Raw genomic sequence first — 15,258 nt, 5'->3', positions numbered from 1 at the left:
GGCGACTACATCCAGATCATCGATGTCGATGGCCGCCAGTGCACCGATTTCCAGTGCTTTTCAGCCCGCAAGCTCGACAAGGGCCGCGATCTGGCGCTTGACGTCACCGCCACGCGTTCGCTGATGGGCCATGCCTATCCGATGCCGGGCCTGCACGCCAAATATTACGACCAGGATTTCGAGCCGCTGGTCGAGGTGATCCAGGACACCTGCGGCCGCCACGATGCCTTCGCGCTCGCCTGCTACGCCAAATATTACGACGACATCGGTTATCCCGGCCACATCAACTGCTCGGAGAACTTTAATGGCGCGCTCGCCGACAAGGGCGTCAATGCCCGCGCCGGYTGGATGGCGGTCAACTTCTTCTTCAACACCGGCATCGATGCSCATGGCGTGATGTTCTCSGACGAACCCTGGTCCAGGCCCGGCGACTATGTGTTGCTCAGGGCGCTGACCGACATCGTTTGCGTCTCATCCGCCTGTCCCGAYGACACCACCCCRGCCAATGGCTGGAACCTCAGCGACATCCACGTCCGGACCTATTCCGGCCAGCATAAATTCTCGCGCGCGATCGCCAGACGCACGACCCCGGAGGCCGAAGCCAAAATGACCCGTGAGACCGCCTTCCATTCAAGCTTTGCCAAGCACACCCGCAACTTCATCGAATACAAGGGKTTCTGGCTRCCGCAGGAMTTCGCYAAGGAAGGTCCGATCGAGGAATATTGGGCCTGCCGCCAAAAGGCGGTGGTGATGGATCTGTCGGCACTGCGCAAGTTCGAGGTGACGGGACCGGATTCCGAAGCGCTGTTGCAATACACGCTGACCCGCGACGTCAAGAAGCTCGGTGTTGGCCAGGTCGTCTACACCGCCATGTGCTACGAGCATGGCGGCATGATCGACGACGGCACCTTGCTCAGGCTCGGCAAGGACAACTTCCGCTGGATCTGCGGCGACGACTATTCCGGCGTCTGGCTGCGCGAGGTCACCGAAAAGCTTGGCCTCAAGGTGCTGGTGCGCTCCTCGACCGACCAGATGCACAACATCGCGGTGCAAGGTCCCAACAGCCGCGATCTCCTCAAGGAGATCATCTGGACACCGCCGCACCAGCCTGCGCTGTCGGAACTCGAATGGTTCCGCTTCACCATCGGCCGCATCGGCGATGCGCAAGGCGTGCCTGTGGTGGTGTCACGCACCGGCTACACCGGCGAGCTTGGCTACGAGGTCTGGTGCCATCCGCGCGATGCCGAAAAGGTCTTTGACGCGGTCTGGGAAGCCGGCCAGCCGCATGGCCTCAAGCCGATGGGTTTTGCCGCACTCGACATGGTGCGCATCGAGGCCGGGCTGATCTTTGCCAATTACGAGTTCTCCGACCAGACTGACCCGTTCGAGGCCGGCATCGGCTTCACCGTGCCGCTCAAGACCAAGACCGATGACTTCATCGGCCGCGAAGCCTTGATCCGACGCAAGGACAACCCGATCCACAAGCTGGTCGGCCTCGACATCGACGGTAATGTCGCTGTCGGCCATGGCGATTGCGTCCATATCGGCCGCGCCCAGATCGGCGTGGTCACCTCGTCGATGCGCTCGCCGGTGCTGGGCAAGAACATCGCGCTCGCCCGTGTCGATGCGACGCATGCCGCTGTCGGCACCGAGGTCGAGATCGGCAAGCTCGACGGCCAGCAAAAGCGCCTGCCCGCCCGCATCGTGCCTTTCGCCCACTACGATCCGAAAAAGGAACGCCCGAGGTCGTAAGCAGCATGACTTGACGGCATACCTGCATAAGCCCCGCTTTCCGCGGGGCTTTTTGCTTGAGGATAGCGGAAATTGGCTTATTCACGATGAATAGAGATACCATCGGGGCAAGGTAGCATCGTGGAAATATTTTCTTGGTCGCCCGTCGTCATGATGCTTCCCTTTATCGTGGTGGGCGTCATTTCGTTTTTGCTGGGGACGGCGTTTCTGGCGATCTTTGCGCGGCAGGCGCAACGCAACCCCTTGTCCATGCCGGTCGCCGCCTTCGTCGGAACGATCACCACGGCATGGGCGCTATCCCTAGGGTTCACGGCGGCGGATGTGTGGTCAGTAAATTCGCGCGCCAGCGAGGTCGCCAGCGCAGAGCGCTCCTCGATGATACGTCTTGCCGGCATGGCGAAGCCGGAGGCCCTTGCTTCCACCGAGTTGATGAACGGCCTCCAAGCCTACAAGGGCGCAGTTGTTGCGGCGGAATGGCCGAACGCCAATCGAGCGCCCGAGCCGGCCGTCGAGCAAGCCTTGCAGGACATCCGTCTTGCTTTGATCGGGTTGTCGAAAACAGGTCTTCCAGACCCGATCATCGGCCAGATGGTCCAGGATTTTGACGAGTTGCAGGATGCGCGCAATTCGCGTCTCGCTATCGGCGCGAGCTCGGTCAATCAGCTGAAATGGTATCTCGTGCTGTTCCTGACGATGCTGTCGGCAATCGTCATTGGAGCTGTTCACGCCGACCGGCCCCATGCGGGCAGGAAGGCGATCCTCATATTCGCGGTGACCGCGAGCGTCAGCCTGTGGATCCTTGCGTTGCACGCCAATCCCTATGTCGGCGTGGCACAAGTGACGTTGGGCGACGCACGGATCTAGCTTGGGCGAAGCCCCGCTCTGGTGGGCGCGCCGCCCAGCCTCACTTCCTCTTTGGTGTGCGCACGGGCTCTGACGTCAGGCTCGCATAGGCCAGCACAATTGCGAAGAAACCAAAAGCGGCAAGCACGCCGGCGACGGTAACAATAGTCTCGGTTGGCATGTCTTTTCTCCATCCTGGAATGTTGAGCATGCTGGTCCCCAGGTGGATGGAGCGCCTTGACCTGGATCAACCGTCGAAAAAGACTTCACCGATGCCCTGGCGCTCAGGCGACGTTGCTTTTGGAGCCCCGCTGCGGTGCGCCGTTGCGCGTGGCAAGCCACGCCTCGGCCTGGCTGCCCGGCATAGGGAAGGCGATGCCATAACCCTGCACGGCAGGGCAGCCGAGCTCGTGCAGCCACGTCAGTTCGACTTCGGTCTCGGCGCCCTCGGCGACGATCGAGATGCCCAAGCCGCGCGCCAGCTCGATGATCGCCTTGACGATCTTGGAATTGGCAGGGTTCTTGTCGATGTCGCGGACAAAACGGCGGTCGATCTTCAGCCGGTCGACCTCGTTGGCGCTGATATGCGACAGCGACGCGTAGCCGGTACCGAAATCGTCCAGCTCCATGCGGATGCCGGCCTTGCGCAGGCGCTTCAACGTCAACCCGATGCCGCTGTTTCCGTCGTCGAGCATGACCGACTCGACGATCTCCAGCGCGACCAGGCGCGTCGGTAGCCCTTCCTTCTTGAGAAGGTCGAGAAGATGACTGGCAAAATCTGCTTCCCGCAATTCCTGCGCCGAAACGTTGAGTGAGAGCCGGCCGAAATGGAGGCCGGCCCGATGCCATCCGGCACCTGTATGGATCGCCTTGGCGAAAATGATGCGGCCGATCGCCGGCATCGTCCGGCCTTTTCCGCCGCCGGCAGGAATTCGCCGGGAGCAATGTTCTTGCCGTCGACCTCCCAGCGCACCAGGGCCTCGACGCCGATCACCTTGCCGCTTTGGAGTGAGACCTGCGGCTGGAAATGAACCGCGAATGCCTGGGTGGTGATGGCCTGGCCCAGTTCGCGCTCGAGATTTGCCTTCTCTTCGAATTTGTCGCGCAACGTTGCCGCAAACAGTTGATAGCCGCCACGCCCTTCGGCCTTGGCGCGATAGAGCGCGAGATCGGCGTTGACGATCAGGTCGCCGATGGTGCTGGTGGCGTCGTGGAATAGCGCCACGCCGGCACTTGCGCTTGGCTTCAGCGAGGTCCCGGCGAATTCCAGCGGCTGCTTGAGAGCAGCCGTGATGCGCGCCGCCACTTCCTCTGCGTCCGCTTCCGAGCCGACATCAGTCAAGATCACGGTGAACTCGTCGCCGCCAAGGCGCACGCAGACGTCGGAATCGCGAACGCTGGCCAGCAGGCGCTTTGCCGTTTCGATCAGCACAGCATCGCCTGCGGCATGGCCAAGCGTGTCGTTGACTGACTTGAAGTGGTCGAGGTCGAGATGGATGACCGCCATCTTCTCGCCCTTGCGCCTGGCGGCGGCAAGAGCAGTGTCCATGTAGTCGTTGAGGAATGCCCTGTTGTAGAGGCCGGTCAGCGCATCATGGTTGGCAGCAAAGGTCATCTGGTCGCGCGCTCTGAGCAGTTCGCTGGTGCACGACACCACCTTGCGCACCAATGGCCTGAAGATCAGCACGGCCTCGGCCAGCAGCAGCAGCAAGGTGAGGACGAAGACGGTCAGGTGGATCTTCTCCACCGCCGCGCCCTTTTCGGCAGCTTCTGATGAAAACAACCTGGTTAGCGACTCATATTCGCGCCGGGCTTTCTCGGCGACATAGAGCCTGAGGGCGGCGAAGTGGGCGGTGGCATCAGGCGGCATCTCGGCGGACACCGAAACAGGCAGCAGGTTGAGGAATGAGTTGACCGTGTGCGAGAGCATTCGCGTCGACGCCTCGATCTGGCCGGGCGCTTCGTTGAAGAGCTTGGTCGCGTCTTCGGAAAGTTCAAGTTGGTGAAGCGGCGATCTCGTCTCGGGCGCTCCGTTGCGTAGGAGTTGCTCATTGGCGAGGAAACTGTCGAGCGCCGCCTTGAGATTCTGGCGTGCCTGGGCGCGCAGCCATTGCGCATCGGCCGTATAGGCCTCCGTTGCGGTCAGCAGTATCCTCTGCGACAGCAATTGCTGGCGGGCGCCAAGTTCGATCAGGGCCGTCTTCTGGACGTTTGCCGAAATGACCGAACTGAGCATGAAGAAGCTGGCGGTCGCAAGCGACGCGATCAGCATCAGCGCTGCCGCATAAGATGCCTTGGTATTGCGCATGAGCCCATGCGCAAGCATCTGGTGTTTAGAGCTGGCCTCAGCGCTCGCCGACATATCGATCCCCCGCTTCTTTACAAGAAGTTTCCCCGGGGCAGCAAAATGCAGTGAAATGATGAATTGCGTGTAAATTTGAATAGTTTCGCGGCATGGATTGGTGGATATTCGCAAAAAATATGCCCGTTCAACCTTCTTGTGGCAGGAACTAATCAGGGGAGCATGTAGATCAGTCGAACTATTCTTGCCAAAGCGCGACGGTCCGCACGGGCAGTTCAGGAACCCTCGGTCCGGGTTGCCGGAACTCAGTCTTTACCGTTCCGGCGGGGCGACGCTTGAGCGTTCCTGCCAACGCGCACATTCCTTACCCAACTCCGCGAAGAAGGCATCGACACCCCAACGCTGRCCGCAAGCTCGTCGTCGTCACGATGATGGTCGGTGCTTCGTCAAATGGCTGATCGTCGGCATGCTCGACTTGTTGCCACGACGTCCAGACTGCGCTTTCACCCATCCTTAACCGTGTCTCGAACTCTCGGTGGATGGGGCTCATTCGCGCCAAATGATGCGCCTACCGACGGCTTGAATGCAGCCGATAGGACTCGCCCGATGGATGAAAAGCAGAAGCCTTCTGAGAGATGGGCGCCACTTCAATGTTTGGGGCACGTCGCGCTATTGTTTGCGCCCATTGCGATCGGACTTGGCGTGTTGATCGTGGTGTCGTCCGGCAAGGATCAGGGTGTGGACCAGGTGGTTACGAGTACTATACAAAAGCGATAGCGTCTGGAGATGCTGATCCGAGCAATGCCTTGGTTGGGATCACACGCGATCGGTTAACAAGATCACGGCGAAAGCTATAGTCGACAGTCTAATGGGCGACGCCTATTTTCTTCGCACGCAGCACCTCTGGCACCGCGATTGCAAACAGCACGCAAGCAGCTGCGACAAAGAGGAATCCACCGATAAGGACATAGACGCCTACGCCAACGACGCCGCCCATGAAGAAGGCTACGATTGTACTGGAATAAAGCTTGAGACGGGCAACTGCTGCTGGGCGATCAGGAGGACTGACTACCAAGGCCGCCAAACCGAGACCAATGTCGGTAGCCATTCCCGAGACATGGGTTGTTCTTACTCTTGCCTGCGATATTCGCGAAGACGCCGCGTTCTGTATGCCCATGATGAAGCTCAGGCACATGATCAAAACGATGCCGCTGCCCACCATTGGTAGCAGTACATCGAGAATTCCCAGCATAACCAACAGGACGGCTTCTACCGCGATACTGTAGGCGTAGATGGCTCGTACGCCTCGGCGGCGGCCAAATTCGATCAGCAGCCCTGACCCAAACGCTCCTGTGATGAATGCAAAGACAAGTGAGGCGAAGAACGCCGCCAGACCGAGCTTGCCCAACCCGACATGATCGGAGAGGGCGGAGACATTGCCCGTCATATTCGCTGAGAAGAAACCAGTCGCTTGGAAGCCAGCAGCGTTCACAGCGCCTGCTACGCCCGCGAGCAGCGCTGCAAGTCTGACATCGATGTCGAGTGATCGTTGGTCGCCTTCTCGGATCAGCATCCCTAGTCCTCATTATGTGGCAACTGTAGCGAGGCGACGATGCGGTTCCAAGGTGGAGCACCGCGATGCTCCGAGCCATCAATTCCCTGGGTGCGTTTCAGACGCAGTGGTGTTTCACAAGGCGCCAAAGCGAATCACCGGTTCGCCGTGATTTTTCCGGCCTGGAATATTTCGCACCCGCCCGTTCCATGTCGCGTGGATTAGCCTTGGTCATTTGGAGGCCCTTGGAAATCAAGGGGACCTACTTGCAGCCTATCTCGACATGACAAAGCCCAAAAGCGAAGGCCTGGATGAGCTGGAGTATCTGGTTTTACTTGGGAAAGGGGTGGTGCCCAGACGCGGATTCGAACCACGGACACGCGGATTTTCAATCCGAATGAGTTAATTGAAAATATTGATTAATTTGGCATCATGTTGCGTCCATGTCGCGTCAAGCTAGCAGGGCTTTCTCCGCAGCGGCCAATTCATCGGCATCATCACCACGCGGAAACAGGTGCCCGTAAACGTCCATAGTCAGCATGATTGACGAATGACCGAGACGGTCCTGCACCACCTTGGCAGGCAGGCCGAGCCCACCGTCGGCCTGGCGGTTGATGCACCATGAAGCATAGAAATGCCGTAGAGCGTGCATGCCGGTGTACTTGGCCTTGACGATCGGGTTGCCGTCTTCGTCCTTGTCCTCAGTCTCGACGGTAACGCCCGCCCCCATCTGAGCCGGGGCCAGCCCGCGGTTGATGATGTTCGACAGCGATTCGACGTTGCCGTTTCCATTCGGAAACATCAGATCAAGCACCATCACCGCGTTGCCGTTCGCATCCATCTTGTCCGTCTTCCGGCGAGGGCAGGAGAGTTGCCATTCCTTCAAGGCGTTGATGACCATCGGCGGGGCAGGGACGACACGTTCGCCAGCTTCGGACTTTGGCCGGCCGATTTCATTGAACCGATCGGCACGTTGATGCACCCGGATTTCTCGCTTATCGAAATCGACGTCGCTCCAGCGCAGGCCGCGAAGTTCTGAGGCTCGCAGGCCGGTGAAGATTGCCGTCAGCAAGAGAGGGCGCCAGCGCCCGTCCAGTGCGCCGACAATGGCCTTGATCTCCTCGCGGGAGGGAATATCCACCCCGATCTTGAGTCTGCCCTTCTGGCGCTTCTCCTGGCGGCGTTCGGTGCCTTGCTTGCGCTTGCCTCGCATATCCCGAACGGGGTTCTTTGAGGTCAGTCCGCGTTCCAGCGCGTCAGACAGGAGCGAACTCAAGCTGACCAGCACCTTGCGCCCCATCGCGGGGGAACGGCCTTCATCGCGCAGCTTATCTTCAAATGCCCGCACAGCCGGCACGTTGAGCTTCGACAACAGCGTGTCGCCCAGAAACGGCTTAATATGAAGCTCGATATGCTGGCGGTACTGATCCGTTGTGGATCGCTCGAGGCCAGACGCTTCGGCAGAAGCCAGCCAGAAATCTGCGGCTTTTCCAACCGTCACGCTGTCGGTGTCAGCAACGTGCGTGCCGTCCCTGACTTCGACGTGAGCTGTTGCCGAGAAGCCGTCAGCTTCCTTCTTCTTTGCGAAGGTCTTCAGCCGGCGCTTGCCCTTGGTGTCGACATAGTCGACCACCCAGGCGGTCTTTTCTTCGCCCTTGGCATTCGTCCACGTGCRCTTGCGAATGCTCACTATCGGTTCTCCGGCCTTTGCACCGACCAGCCAAGCATCCGCATCTTGTCAGCAAGTCTATCGAGTGCCCTGTCGACAGATGACGTGACCATCCTCTCCAACTCGGCGAAGCGGGCGTTGTGATTGTCAATGTCGCCTTCGGGCCAGACATGACCCTGAAGTAGTTCGACTTCCTTGGCAGGCAATCCGCCAAGGAAGACCAGCGCGAGCTCTTCCACACGTTTTCGTTGTTCATTGTCGATCGGCTGGTTGAGAAGGTCGATCATCCTCCACAACAGGGTACGGGCAGTCGACAGTTCGTCAAAATCCCCACTGAAATCAAAGCTATCGGCGAGACGCGCCACAATTTCGGCGGTCATGCTCCGATGGTTTTCGGCTGCGGCGTTTTCCACCTTCACCTTCAGGTCTTCCGGAATACGCAGTCGGAAGTGCAAATCTTCTCTAGCCATGCCTCACCAATGACACACAAACTCGTTGACAGCTATGCCACACCCATGACACACACACACATGCCACACCAATGACGCACCAACAAGCGCCATCGTTTCGGGTGGTTAACAAGGAGTGAGGCCATTGAACAGCAAAGACGACATACTCGACCTGATTTGGGGAGTGCAGGCGATCGCCGACCTGATCGGAAGAACCTACCAGCAAACGCATCACATGATCGCCACAGGAAAACTCCCGATGGTGAAGCAGATCGGCGAGCGGCACGTAGTCAGCCGCAGCAAGCTGATCGCATTCTTCATGGAAGACGCGGCATGACCAACTCCGCTCAACTAATCGAACTGGACGGCCAGCGCGTTTCGCTCAAGGGGGAGATGGTCAGCCTGACTGGCCTATGGAAGGCGGCGGGCTCCGATCCGTCTAAGCAGCCGGCCAAGTGGCGTGAACTGCCATCGACCAAAGAGTTCGCGGCGCACGTCGCTGATGTAGTCCTCCGAAAATCGGAGGATGAGATTTTCACGGTCGCACGCGGTCGGAACGCCCAGACCTTCGCCCACTGGCACATTGCCATGAGCTACGCCCGCTATCTCGATCCGGCCTTCGCCGTTCGCTGCAACGAGATCGTCCGCACTCACATGGAGCATCGGCTTGCGCCCGCTTCCGACTTCCCTGCCGAGTTGATGGAAATGATCAAGCGCACGGACGGCATCGTTCGGATGCTGGCGAAGAAGGTGACGCGGATCGAGCACGCTGTCGCGGACGGTGTGCAGCACGAGCCGGCGGCGTTCACGATCACCGTCGAGCCTCGCAAGGGGAAGGCAGCTTGATGCAGGTCTCATTTGAAAGCAACGGCGCTGCCACTCCTGAGTTTCGCGCCGCAATCCTTGGGGAATTGGTTCGACATATATCGGTGCAGCTCACTGCGCTGCCATATGGCGAAGCCTTGTCTCACATCATGAAGGCATCCGCGTGCACAGAGGAACAAGTAGGCGGCGAGGTACTTCGCGCCTGGTTCCTTCTCGATAGGTCTTGGATCATGGAATCCAGCCAATTCGGCGTGATTTCGGCAGGAACCACCGCAAAGCCGACGCCCTTCGTCACCGATTACATTTGGGAAGATCAGGTTTGGATGTCCCGCGTAGAAGAGGGCGCGTGATGTCCAACCAGAAAGCAAAAGGCCCGGCCAGGACTGCAATCCTGCCGAGCCGTGGTTCCCACAATTCCCCCAAAGGAAATGAAATGAACGTGCATAACAGTACCACGGCCGCGGCGTGTGCGGCAACCGTGCCGTATCCGGCGCACTCACCCATCGACGAAATGGACGCAGCCATAGCGAGGTTGCGCACGATCCGTGCCGCTGTCTTGGCTGATAGCTTGGGTCTGGCCGAATACAGCATGTGCGACGCCGAAATCATGATCAGCGATGTTCTCGACCAACTCGACCCGATCCGCACCTTCCTCGCTGAGGAGAATATGCCCTTCCTCGAATGCCGGCGCGAATGGTTCGCCCGGAAGGGCGGTGTGGCATGAGCGCTTCATCGATCATCGATCCCTCCAAGCTGTCGATCGAGCAGATGTTCGCCCTGCGCACGGCGCTCGGCACTGTCTTCAACGTCATGAGCGGCTTGCTCTGCCAGCCGAAATTCTATCGGCAGAACGAGCTCGACGAGGCCGGAGAAATGCTCGACCTCCTTCAGGAAGAGGTGGGCCACGCAATTGACGCCCTGAGACAGGAGGCCCTTACGCGGAAGCCGGTGACAGGCGGCGACCTCCGTCGGCAGGTGTTCTTTGCAGCCGAGGACTGGGCCGATGGCTCGTGCGAGCCACGCGCGGCCCTCAAAGGGCTGATCAATGCCCTGACGCCAATGGCCGAGAGGAGAGTTGCAGCATGAGACCTCGCACACTTCCAACATCGCTTACCGACACGCTGCGTCCGACCGGTAACGTCGAACTCGTCAGGCAGCTCGCGGACGAACTGGCCGAGTCCATGCGCCTGATCCACGGCGGCGCATGGCGCATCCTGATCGACCATGAAGTGCATTTCGTTGTGGTGAGGATGCAATGAGGCTCTTACGCTCCCTCCTGGCGCTCTACCACGCGCGCCGAGCCGTCCACCTCCAACGCCGGTCAGATTGGCACGCTGACCGCTTCTACGATCTGCGCGCCACCAGTCGGCCGGCAATGTCTGCCGCCGAGCTTTTCCTTCTCGCATCGATCGTCGGTGTCGGCCTTGCCGGCATCTGGATCGGGATCATCTGGAGGGCGGCATGAACGCCGTTGCCAACCGCAAAGCGGCTTCGGCCGTCAACATCTTTGATCCAGTTGCTCGCCTCGCCGATGTTCCTGATCTCGCTAGAAGTGGAAGACGCCGTCGGTTCGAGCCTAAGGCTTCCAGGCAATGGCTGTGGCCGAAGACGCGACCAAACCAACGCGATGCGTTTCGCGCATGGAAGTACGTCGCAAGCCAGGTCATTCGCGAAGCCCGGTATGAGCACCGCACGCTCGCTGCGTTCGCTGACTTCATCAACTGGAAGTCCGGCAAGATATTCGCGAGCAATGAAGACCTTGGCCGTGCAGCGGGAGGGTTCTCCGCAAAGACCGCATCCAGGGACGTCGCAGCATACGTCGCCTTGGGAATCATCACGATCGATCTTGGCTGGCGCCGCAAGGAGGGAAAGATCGTTCGCTGCCGCACGATCACGCTTGCCGTACCGATCAATCTGCCAGCTTCGGTCACGCTCTCGGGGATCGAAAATCATGTGGACCACTGCGGTCCAGATGGAGGGGCAGAATGATCGAAAATCATGTGGACCACAGTGGTCTCATCACCCTTGAAAGCATAAGAGCCGCCACCATCGCTGTTTTCCCACTGGCGTTTAGACAGAGCGAGGTTCGGTCGGCGGCTCATCAGCTCGGCGCGCGCAATCGATACCAGGGGCAGCAGTGGTGGGCAGCGCACATCAAGCGCCATCGCCGGTCCCTTCGCGATCTCGGGCTCAGCGCTGAACTTATCGACCGTGAAATCGAACGCTACGGTAGTGCAGTCAGCCGAGCCCTTCTTCTTCCAAAGCAATCTTATGGCTCAACACCGGATGGTGCAGCATGACCATTGACGCAGGTAATGCCGGCCGCACAGCGGTCGGCGGGGGTACAGGGACTAAGTCCCTGTCGGGGTTCGGGGCGGAGCCCCGTGGACAGGTAGAGAACGTCATCCGCGCGCGCGCCTTCGTTCCACTTGCAGCCGGCCAATGGGTGTTGGCCTATGTCGAGCACTTCATGCCCGATGACGATCTCAGTCGCTCCCTTGAGATCCTCGCTCGTGGCGGCTCCGGCTGGGACTGCCTACGCCGACCACACGAGCAATTCGATGTCTTGCAGGTTGAGCGTGTCATGCCCAAGACATTCCAGGCTGGCGGTCGCCGACAGTACCGCTACCTCGTGGTCGCTGCTGCGAGCACCGCCGGCGAGATGCTTACCCTCCGCGACAAGCTGTTCACCATCGGCTTTGCCGCCGACCGAGCCATTCAGGAAGAGACGGCGCGGCTGATCTCAGACTTCGCAGCGAAAACCCGTGCCGATGCGCTCGCCAAGGTGCAGGCAGCGTTGCCGCACATCTTTGGAGTGGCATCATGACCCGACCGGAGCATGCGCCTGTAACGGATGGGCCGAACCGTTACATCATCTCGTACTGCCCTTGCTGTGAAACCCTCTATGAGGCGACTAGGCGTGACCAGTTGACCTGTTCACCCGCTTGTCGCGTCCGAGCACATCGCACCGGCAAGCTCACGGAATTGAAGCGTACGGCTGATGCCTTGCGCATCCATCCGGCGCTCACTCTCCGCTCGCATGCCGTTGAGATCCTGAGGCCTGACCTGGCCCAGAAGATAGCGGCCGGCGAAGTCGAGTATGACGACATCCTCCCCGATCTCGAAGCAGCGTTCAGCGCTCGTGTGATGAAAGCGGTACGCATGAGTGAAGGGGAGCGCACGGAATGACCTATCAATTTCCCCAACGTCTCAACGCGCTCCTCGACTGGCTTCGGTTGCAGGGTCTCGATATCGCCGCGGTGAAATCTGAGCGCCAGGCTGCGTTTATGGCGCAGCAGCTCGCCGGAACGCGGATCAAGTTCCCTGCCAAAGGCACGTCGTGCATGGGCGTGTTGCAAGACATCCAGGCGCGGATCGTCACTGGAAGCGTTTCCAGAGACCGACCATCTGGGGAGCGTCCCCAGATAGGGAGCAGGAACCCAAAGCAAAGGACCGTTCCACGCCAGAACGGTTTCGAAAGCCACGTACCGCCCGGCCTGGTCATCTACGCTGATGGTGCCTGCCACCCAAACCCCGGCATCGGTGGCTGGGGCTTCGCGGTCTACCGCGACGGTGTCGAGATCCATTCGGATTGCGGTGGCGAGCTCGAGGCGACAAATCAGACGATGGAGTTGACGGCCGCGCTGATGGCCCTGCGTTGGTTTGCCGAGCGTGGTGTCATCGAGCCGGTTCGCTTGCTTTCGGACAGTCAATACACCGTCAAAGGCTGCAATGAATGGATGCTGGGATGGAAGGCCAAGGGCTGGCGGCGTGGCGGGCCGAACGCGAAGCCGGAGAATGCCGCAGTCGCCAACCTCGAGCTATGGCAGGCGCTCGACCACGCGCTTTCACTGGTGCCGATCACGCTGGAATGGGTCAAAGGCCACGCCGGCATGCTTGGCAACGAGCGCGCCGACGAGTTGGCCGAGATGGGACGGGAGCAGGTCTTGCCCCGGCGAGAGCCGTCCCTGATCGAACAGCAACTCGTCTATGCCATCTGAGGGCCGAGGATGAGCATCCCAGCCCACGTCCAAGCGCTTTGCGATGAATTTGGTGTGCGTATCGTCCCCAAGCACACCTATCCGCGCATTGGCGAGACGCGAGCCGTCGCAGCGATCCGCAGGATGATCGATCGCCGCGGCATTGGGCATGCACGCATCGTCATGAGCACGCTCACCGAGACGGCCAACAACAAGGCCAGCCTTGAGGCTGAGTGCATCGGTGCTGCCTCCGATCTCTTGCTTGCCTGCCGGCATCACCAAGAGGCGGACCCGGAGAAGTGGTTTCAAGTCTGGGACATGTGTCCCGTCGGCGAGCTGCAGGCCGTAGCGCACGAGATGAGGGGTTTTGTGCCAGTGCGGTCAGCGCTTGCCGGCATGATCTACGAACGGATTTGGCGGGCTTACGGCCCCCGATCCACCCAGCCCGATTTCCTGGACGACAGAAGGATGCCGTCATGACCGAAGCCGACATTGCCGAGATGTTCATTCGTGCCGCCGAGACAGAGCGGAAGCTGCCACAGGTCCGGGGCATGAAGGAAACCACAGGCGGGTATGTGCTGCCGTGGATGCACGATCTTGCCGACATCAACAGCCGCCGCCGCACAGGGGATCGAAAGGAGAAGCTGCTCGACGGCGACGATCCTTTGAAGGAATGGGAAAAGGCATGGATGGAGGCTTGGGGGAAGACGGCTACCAAGGAACAGGTCGCAGACTGGGAGGCATGCCTTCGCATCACAGGCGAATTCCTGTCTGATGCTGGCCAGCGCCGCGCTCTATGGGCTTGGGCACTGGCGCAGGCCGAAAACCTCATGATCACGCGCCCGGCAAAAACCCCGAAGAAGATCAGCTTCGCGAGGTGGTGCCGGGAGGTCGAACGATGCGCTGAAATGACCGGACACCGCAGGAAAAACCGAGCTTTGACGGTAATCGCGCAAGGATTGTGCGGCAAGGCCGGTTTGCATGACGAAAATCACCAAAACGGGGTGTTGCCATGTGAGCCCGAAAACAGGCATATTTTCGCTACGATCGAGGGACAGAAAGCAGTGTTCGACACACAGGCTGTCCACTCGTGGCGAGATGATCCCAGCTTCGAGCGCAAGACCGGCATGACCATGATCGAATGGCGAGCCGCGAAGCGCCGACAGCAGCAAGCCCGCCGACGTAAGGTGGCATAGTTTCAAGTCAGGGTGGAGCAGCCCGGCAGCTGGCCAGCCTCATAAGCTGGAGGCGTGCGCCCAAAATGAACTATTGCATCGTCGTGTTGGCGACCTGATCGGGAGTGCAAACCAGAGCAACATGCTGCAAAATTGCATTCGCCATCGCTTCGGCCCGCCGCGATTTGCAGGACCACGAGCCGGCCGAGCGTCGGTGATGGAGCCTGCACAGTCCGGTGTTCAAGTTCAATCGGTGACTAGTATCATGCCCTGATGCGCCGCCATCTACTCTTCGAACAGCTTTGCGGGAAGCGCGTGAGGGCGGAGCGCACCCTCTTCGCAGCTACCTGCGGTTGGAATCTCGGAGCGATTATTTAGCTTCGTACATTCAGCAACGCTTACCGGTCGCCGAGCACAAACTGCAGTCTGAGTTGTCACTGGCAGAACATTCGACACGAGAAGTGCGATTGCAACAAACGTTTTGTTGATCCGAAATGTAAATCCATCCTCGTCCAGACGGACCTGTGTACCATGCCCACGAGAGCTGCAGGATATGGGCAAAAAAATGGGAAATAGATCAGATTCACGTCGATGCGCTTATTGTGCCTGTTGATTGCGAGCTACAAAGATAACATGAACGCAAGATGGAATTGATCGTCGCCTTGCAAATCCAGATCGAACGCGGACGCCCGTCTTTCTTGGAGTGATGGC

General features: G+C 59.6%; 21 protein-coding genes, 1 tRNA gene and 1 pseudogene. 16 read left to right on the top strand and 7 right to left on the bottom strand.

Translation table 11 applies throughout. The features are described 5' to 3' along the window. Positions 1–1,752, top strand: a 1,752-nt coding sequence (locus tag AC1DWF_RS23375; protein WP_476842099.1) for a DUF1989 domain-containing protein, incomplete at its 5' end; no start/stop codon positions are given. Between the two features lie 120 nt (positions 1,753–1,872). After that, positions 1,873–2,616: a bestrophin-like domain gene (locus tag AC1DWF_RS23370; protein WP_476789181.1), complete on the top strand. Its 744-nt coding sequence runs from the start codon at positions 1,873–1,875 to the stop codon at positions 2,614–2,616. Between the two features lie 40 nt (positions 2,617–2,656). Here AC1DWF_RS23370 and AC1DWF_RS23365 read toward each other — a convergent pair whose 3' ends face one another. The 7 genes and pseudogenes from AC1DWF_RS23365 to AC1DWF_RS23335 form a co-directional block, all read right to left on the bottom strand. Then, positions 2,657–2,806, bottom strand: a complete 150-nt coding sequence (locus AC1DWF_RS23365) for a hypothetical protein (protein ID WP_476785408.1) — start codon at positions 2,804–2,806, stop codon at positions 2,657–2,659. Between the two features lie 73 nt (positions 2,807–2,879). Continuing rightward, positions 2,880–3,497: an EAL domain-containing protein gene (locus AC1DWF_RS23360; RefSeq protein WP_476785409.1), complete on the bottom strand. Its 618-nt coding sequence runs from the start codon at positions 3,495–3,497 to the stop codon at positions 2,880–2,882. Between the two features lie 14 nt (positions 3,498–3,511). Next, positions 3,512–4,210 (bottom strand): annotated as a pseudogene (locus tag AC1DWF_RS23355) (diguanylate cyclase domain-containing protein); the annotation flags it as partial. Between the two features lie 1,552 nt (positions 4,211–5,762). Beyond that, entirely contained in the window at positions 5,763–6,470 is a 708-nt protein-coding gene (locus AC1DWF_RS23350; protein WP_476789180.1) for a YoaK family protein, read from the bottom strand. A gap of 326 nt (positions 6,471–6,796) precedes the next feature. After that, positions 6,797–6,865: transfer RNA gene (locus AC1DWF_RS23345), tRNA-OTHER, on the bottom strand. 35 nt (positions 6,866–6,900) lie between these two features. Next, on the bottom strand, positions 6,901–8,139 hold the full coding sequence (locus AC1DWF_RS23340) for a tyrosine-type recombinase/integrase (RefSeq protein ID WP_476842098.1): 1,239 nt from the start codon (positions 8,137–8,139) through the stop codon (positions 6,901–6,903). Next, a complete protein-coding gene (locus AC1DWF_RS23335) occupies positions 8,139–8,588 on the bottom strand; it encodes an Arc family DNA-binding protein (RefSeq protein WP_476785509.1) in 450 nt (149 codons plus the stop codon). Before AC1DWF_RS23335 ends, AC1DWF_RS23340 begins: the two co-directional genes overlap by 1 nt. A 124-nt stretch (positions 8,589–8,712) precedes the next feature. Between AC1DWF_RS23335 and AC1DWF_RS23330 the strand changes: the two genes are divergently transcribed. From AC1DWF_RS23330 to AC1DWF_RS23265, 14 genes are read left to right on the top strand one after another with little or no spacing between them, the layout of a single operon-like run. After that, the gene (locus tag AC1DWF_RS23330) at positions 8,713–8,904 is read left to right on the top strand and encodes a hypothetical protein (protein ID WP_476785508.1); all 192 of its coding nucleotides are present in this window, start codon (positions 8,713–8,715) and stop codon (positions 8,902–8,904) included. Continuing rightward, positions 8,901–9,413, top strand: a complete 513-nt coding sequence (locus AC1DWF_RS23325; protein ID WP_476785507.1) for a KilA-N domain-containing protein — start codon at positions 8,901–8,903, stop codon at positions 9,411–9,413. The genes AC1DWF_RS23330 and AC1DWF_RS23325 overlap by 4 nt, the downstream gene beginning before the upstream one ends. Continuing rightward, on the top strand, positions 9,410–9,742 hold the full coding sequence (locus AC1DWF_RS23320; protein WP_476785506.1) for a hypothetical protein: 333 nt from the start codon (positions 9,410–9,412) through the stop codon (positions 9,740–9,742). The genes AC1DWF_RS23325 and AC1DWF_RS23320 overlap by 4 nt, the downstream gene beginning before the upstream one ends. Next, positions 9,742–10,116, top strand: a complete 375-nt coding sequence (locus AC1DWF_RS23315) for a hypothetical protein (RefSeq protein ID WP_476785505.1) — start codon at positions 9,742–9,744, stop codon at positions 10,114–10,116. Before AC1DWF_RS23320 ends, AC1DWF_RS23315 begins: the two co-directional genes overlap by 1 nt. Then, on the top strand, positions 10,113–10,478 hold the full coding sequence (locus AC1DWF_RS23310) for a hypothetical protein (RefSeq protein WP_476785504.1): 366 nt from the start codon (positions 10,113–10,115) through the stop codon (positions 10,476–10,478). The genes AC1DWF_RS23315 and AC1DWF_RS23310 overlap by 4 nt, the downstream gene beginning before the upstream one ends. Next, positions 10,475–10,651 (top strand): hypothetical protein, encoded by a 177-nt coding sequence (locus tag AC1DWF_RS23305; RefSeq protein WP_476785503.1) that lies wholly within the window; start codon positions 10,475–10,477, stop codon positions 10,649–10,651. The genes AC1DWF_RS23310 and AC1DWF_RS23305 overlap by 4 nt, the downstream gene beginning before the upstream one ends. Next, positions 10,648–10,857, top strand: a complete 210-nt coding sequence (locus AC1DWF_RS23300; protein WP_476785502.1) for a hypothetical protein — start codon at positions 10,648–10,650, stop codon at positions 10,855–10,857. The genes AC1DWF_RS23305 and AC1DWF_RS23300 overlap by 4 nt, the downstream gene beginning before the upstream one ends. Beyond that, positions 10,854–11,381 carry a hypothetical protein gene (locus AC1DWF_RS23295; RefSeq protein ID WP_476785501.1) on the top strand — a complete coding sequence of 176 codons (528 nt, stop codon included), beginning with the start codon at positions 10,854–10,856 and terminating at the stop codon, positions 11,379–11,381. The genes AC1DWF_RS23300 and AC1DWF_RS23295 overlap by 4 nt, the downstream gene beginning before the upstream one ends. Beyond that, positions 11,378–11,692: a DUF6074 family protein gene (locus AC1DWF_RS23290; protein WP_476785500.1), complete on the top strand. Its 315-nt coding sequence runs from the start codon at positions 11,378–11,380 to the stop codon at positions 11,690–11,692. The genes AC1DWF_RS23295 and AC1DWF_RS23290 overlap by 4 nt, the downstream gene beginning before the upstream one ends. Further along, positions 11,689–12,219, top strand: coding sequence for a hypothetical protein (locus tag AC1DWF_RS23285; RefSeq protein WP_476789178.1), 531 nt, complete (start codon positions 11,689–11,691; stop codon positions 12,217–12,219). Before AC1DWF_RS23290 ends, AC1DWF_RS23285 begins: the two co-directional genes overlap by 4 nt. After that, the gene (locus AC1DWF_RS23280) at positions 12,216–12,581 is read left to right on the top strand and encodes a hypothetical protein (protein WP_476786984.1); all 366 of its coding nucleotides are present in this window, start codon (positions 12,216–12,218) and stop codon (positions 12,579–12,581) included. The genes AC1DWF_RS23285 and AC1DWF_RS23280 overlap by 4 nt, the downstream gene beginning before the upstream one ends. Beyond that, positions 12,578–13,393: a ribonuclease H family protein gene (locus tag AC1DWF_RS23275; RefSeq protein WP_476786983.1), complete on the top strand. Its 816-nt coding sequence runs from the start codon at positions 12,578–12,580 to the stop codon at positions 13,391–13,393. Before AC1DWF_RS23280 ends, AC1DWF_RS23275 begins: the two co-directional genes overlap by 4 nt. Positions 13,394–13,402: 9 nt before the next feature. Further along, positions 13,403–13,852 carry a hypothetical protein gene (locus AC1DWF_RS23270; RefSeq protein ID WP_476786982.1) on the top strand — a complete coding sequence of 150 codons (450 nt, stop codon included), beginning with the start codon at positions 13,403–13,405 and terminating at the stop codon, positions 13,850–13,852. After that, positions 13,849–14,568, top strand: coding sequence for a hypothetical protein (locus tag AC1DWF_RS23265; RefSeq protein WP_476789177.1), 720 nt, complete (start codon positions 13,849–13,851; stop codon positions 14,566–14,568). Before AC1DWF_RS23270 ends, AC1DWF_RS23265 begins: the two co-directional genes overlap by 4 nt. The last annotated feature ends 690 nt before the right edge of the window (positions 14,569–15,258 follow it).

This window comes from Aminobacter sp. P4_D5, from assembly GCF_056401815.1.
The sequence above is the reverse complement of the archived record's forward strand: the minus strand, read 5'-3'. Positions and strand labels throughout refer to the sequence as shown.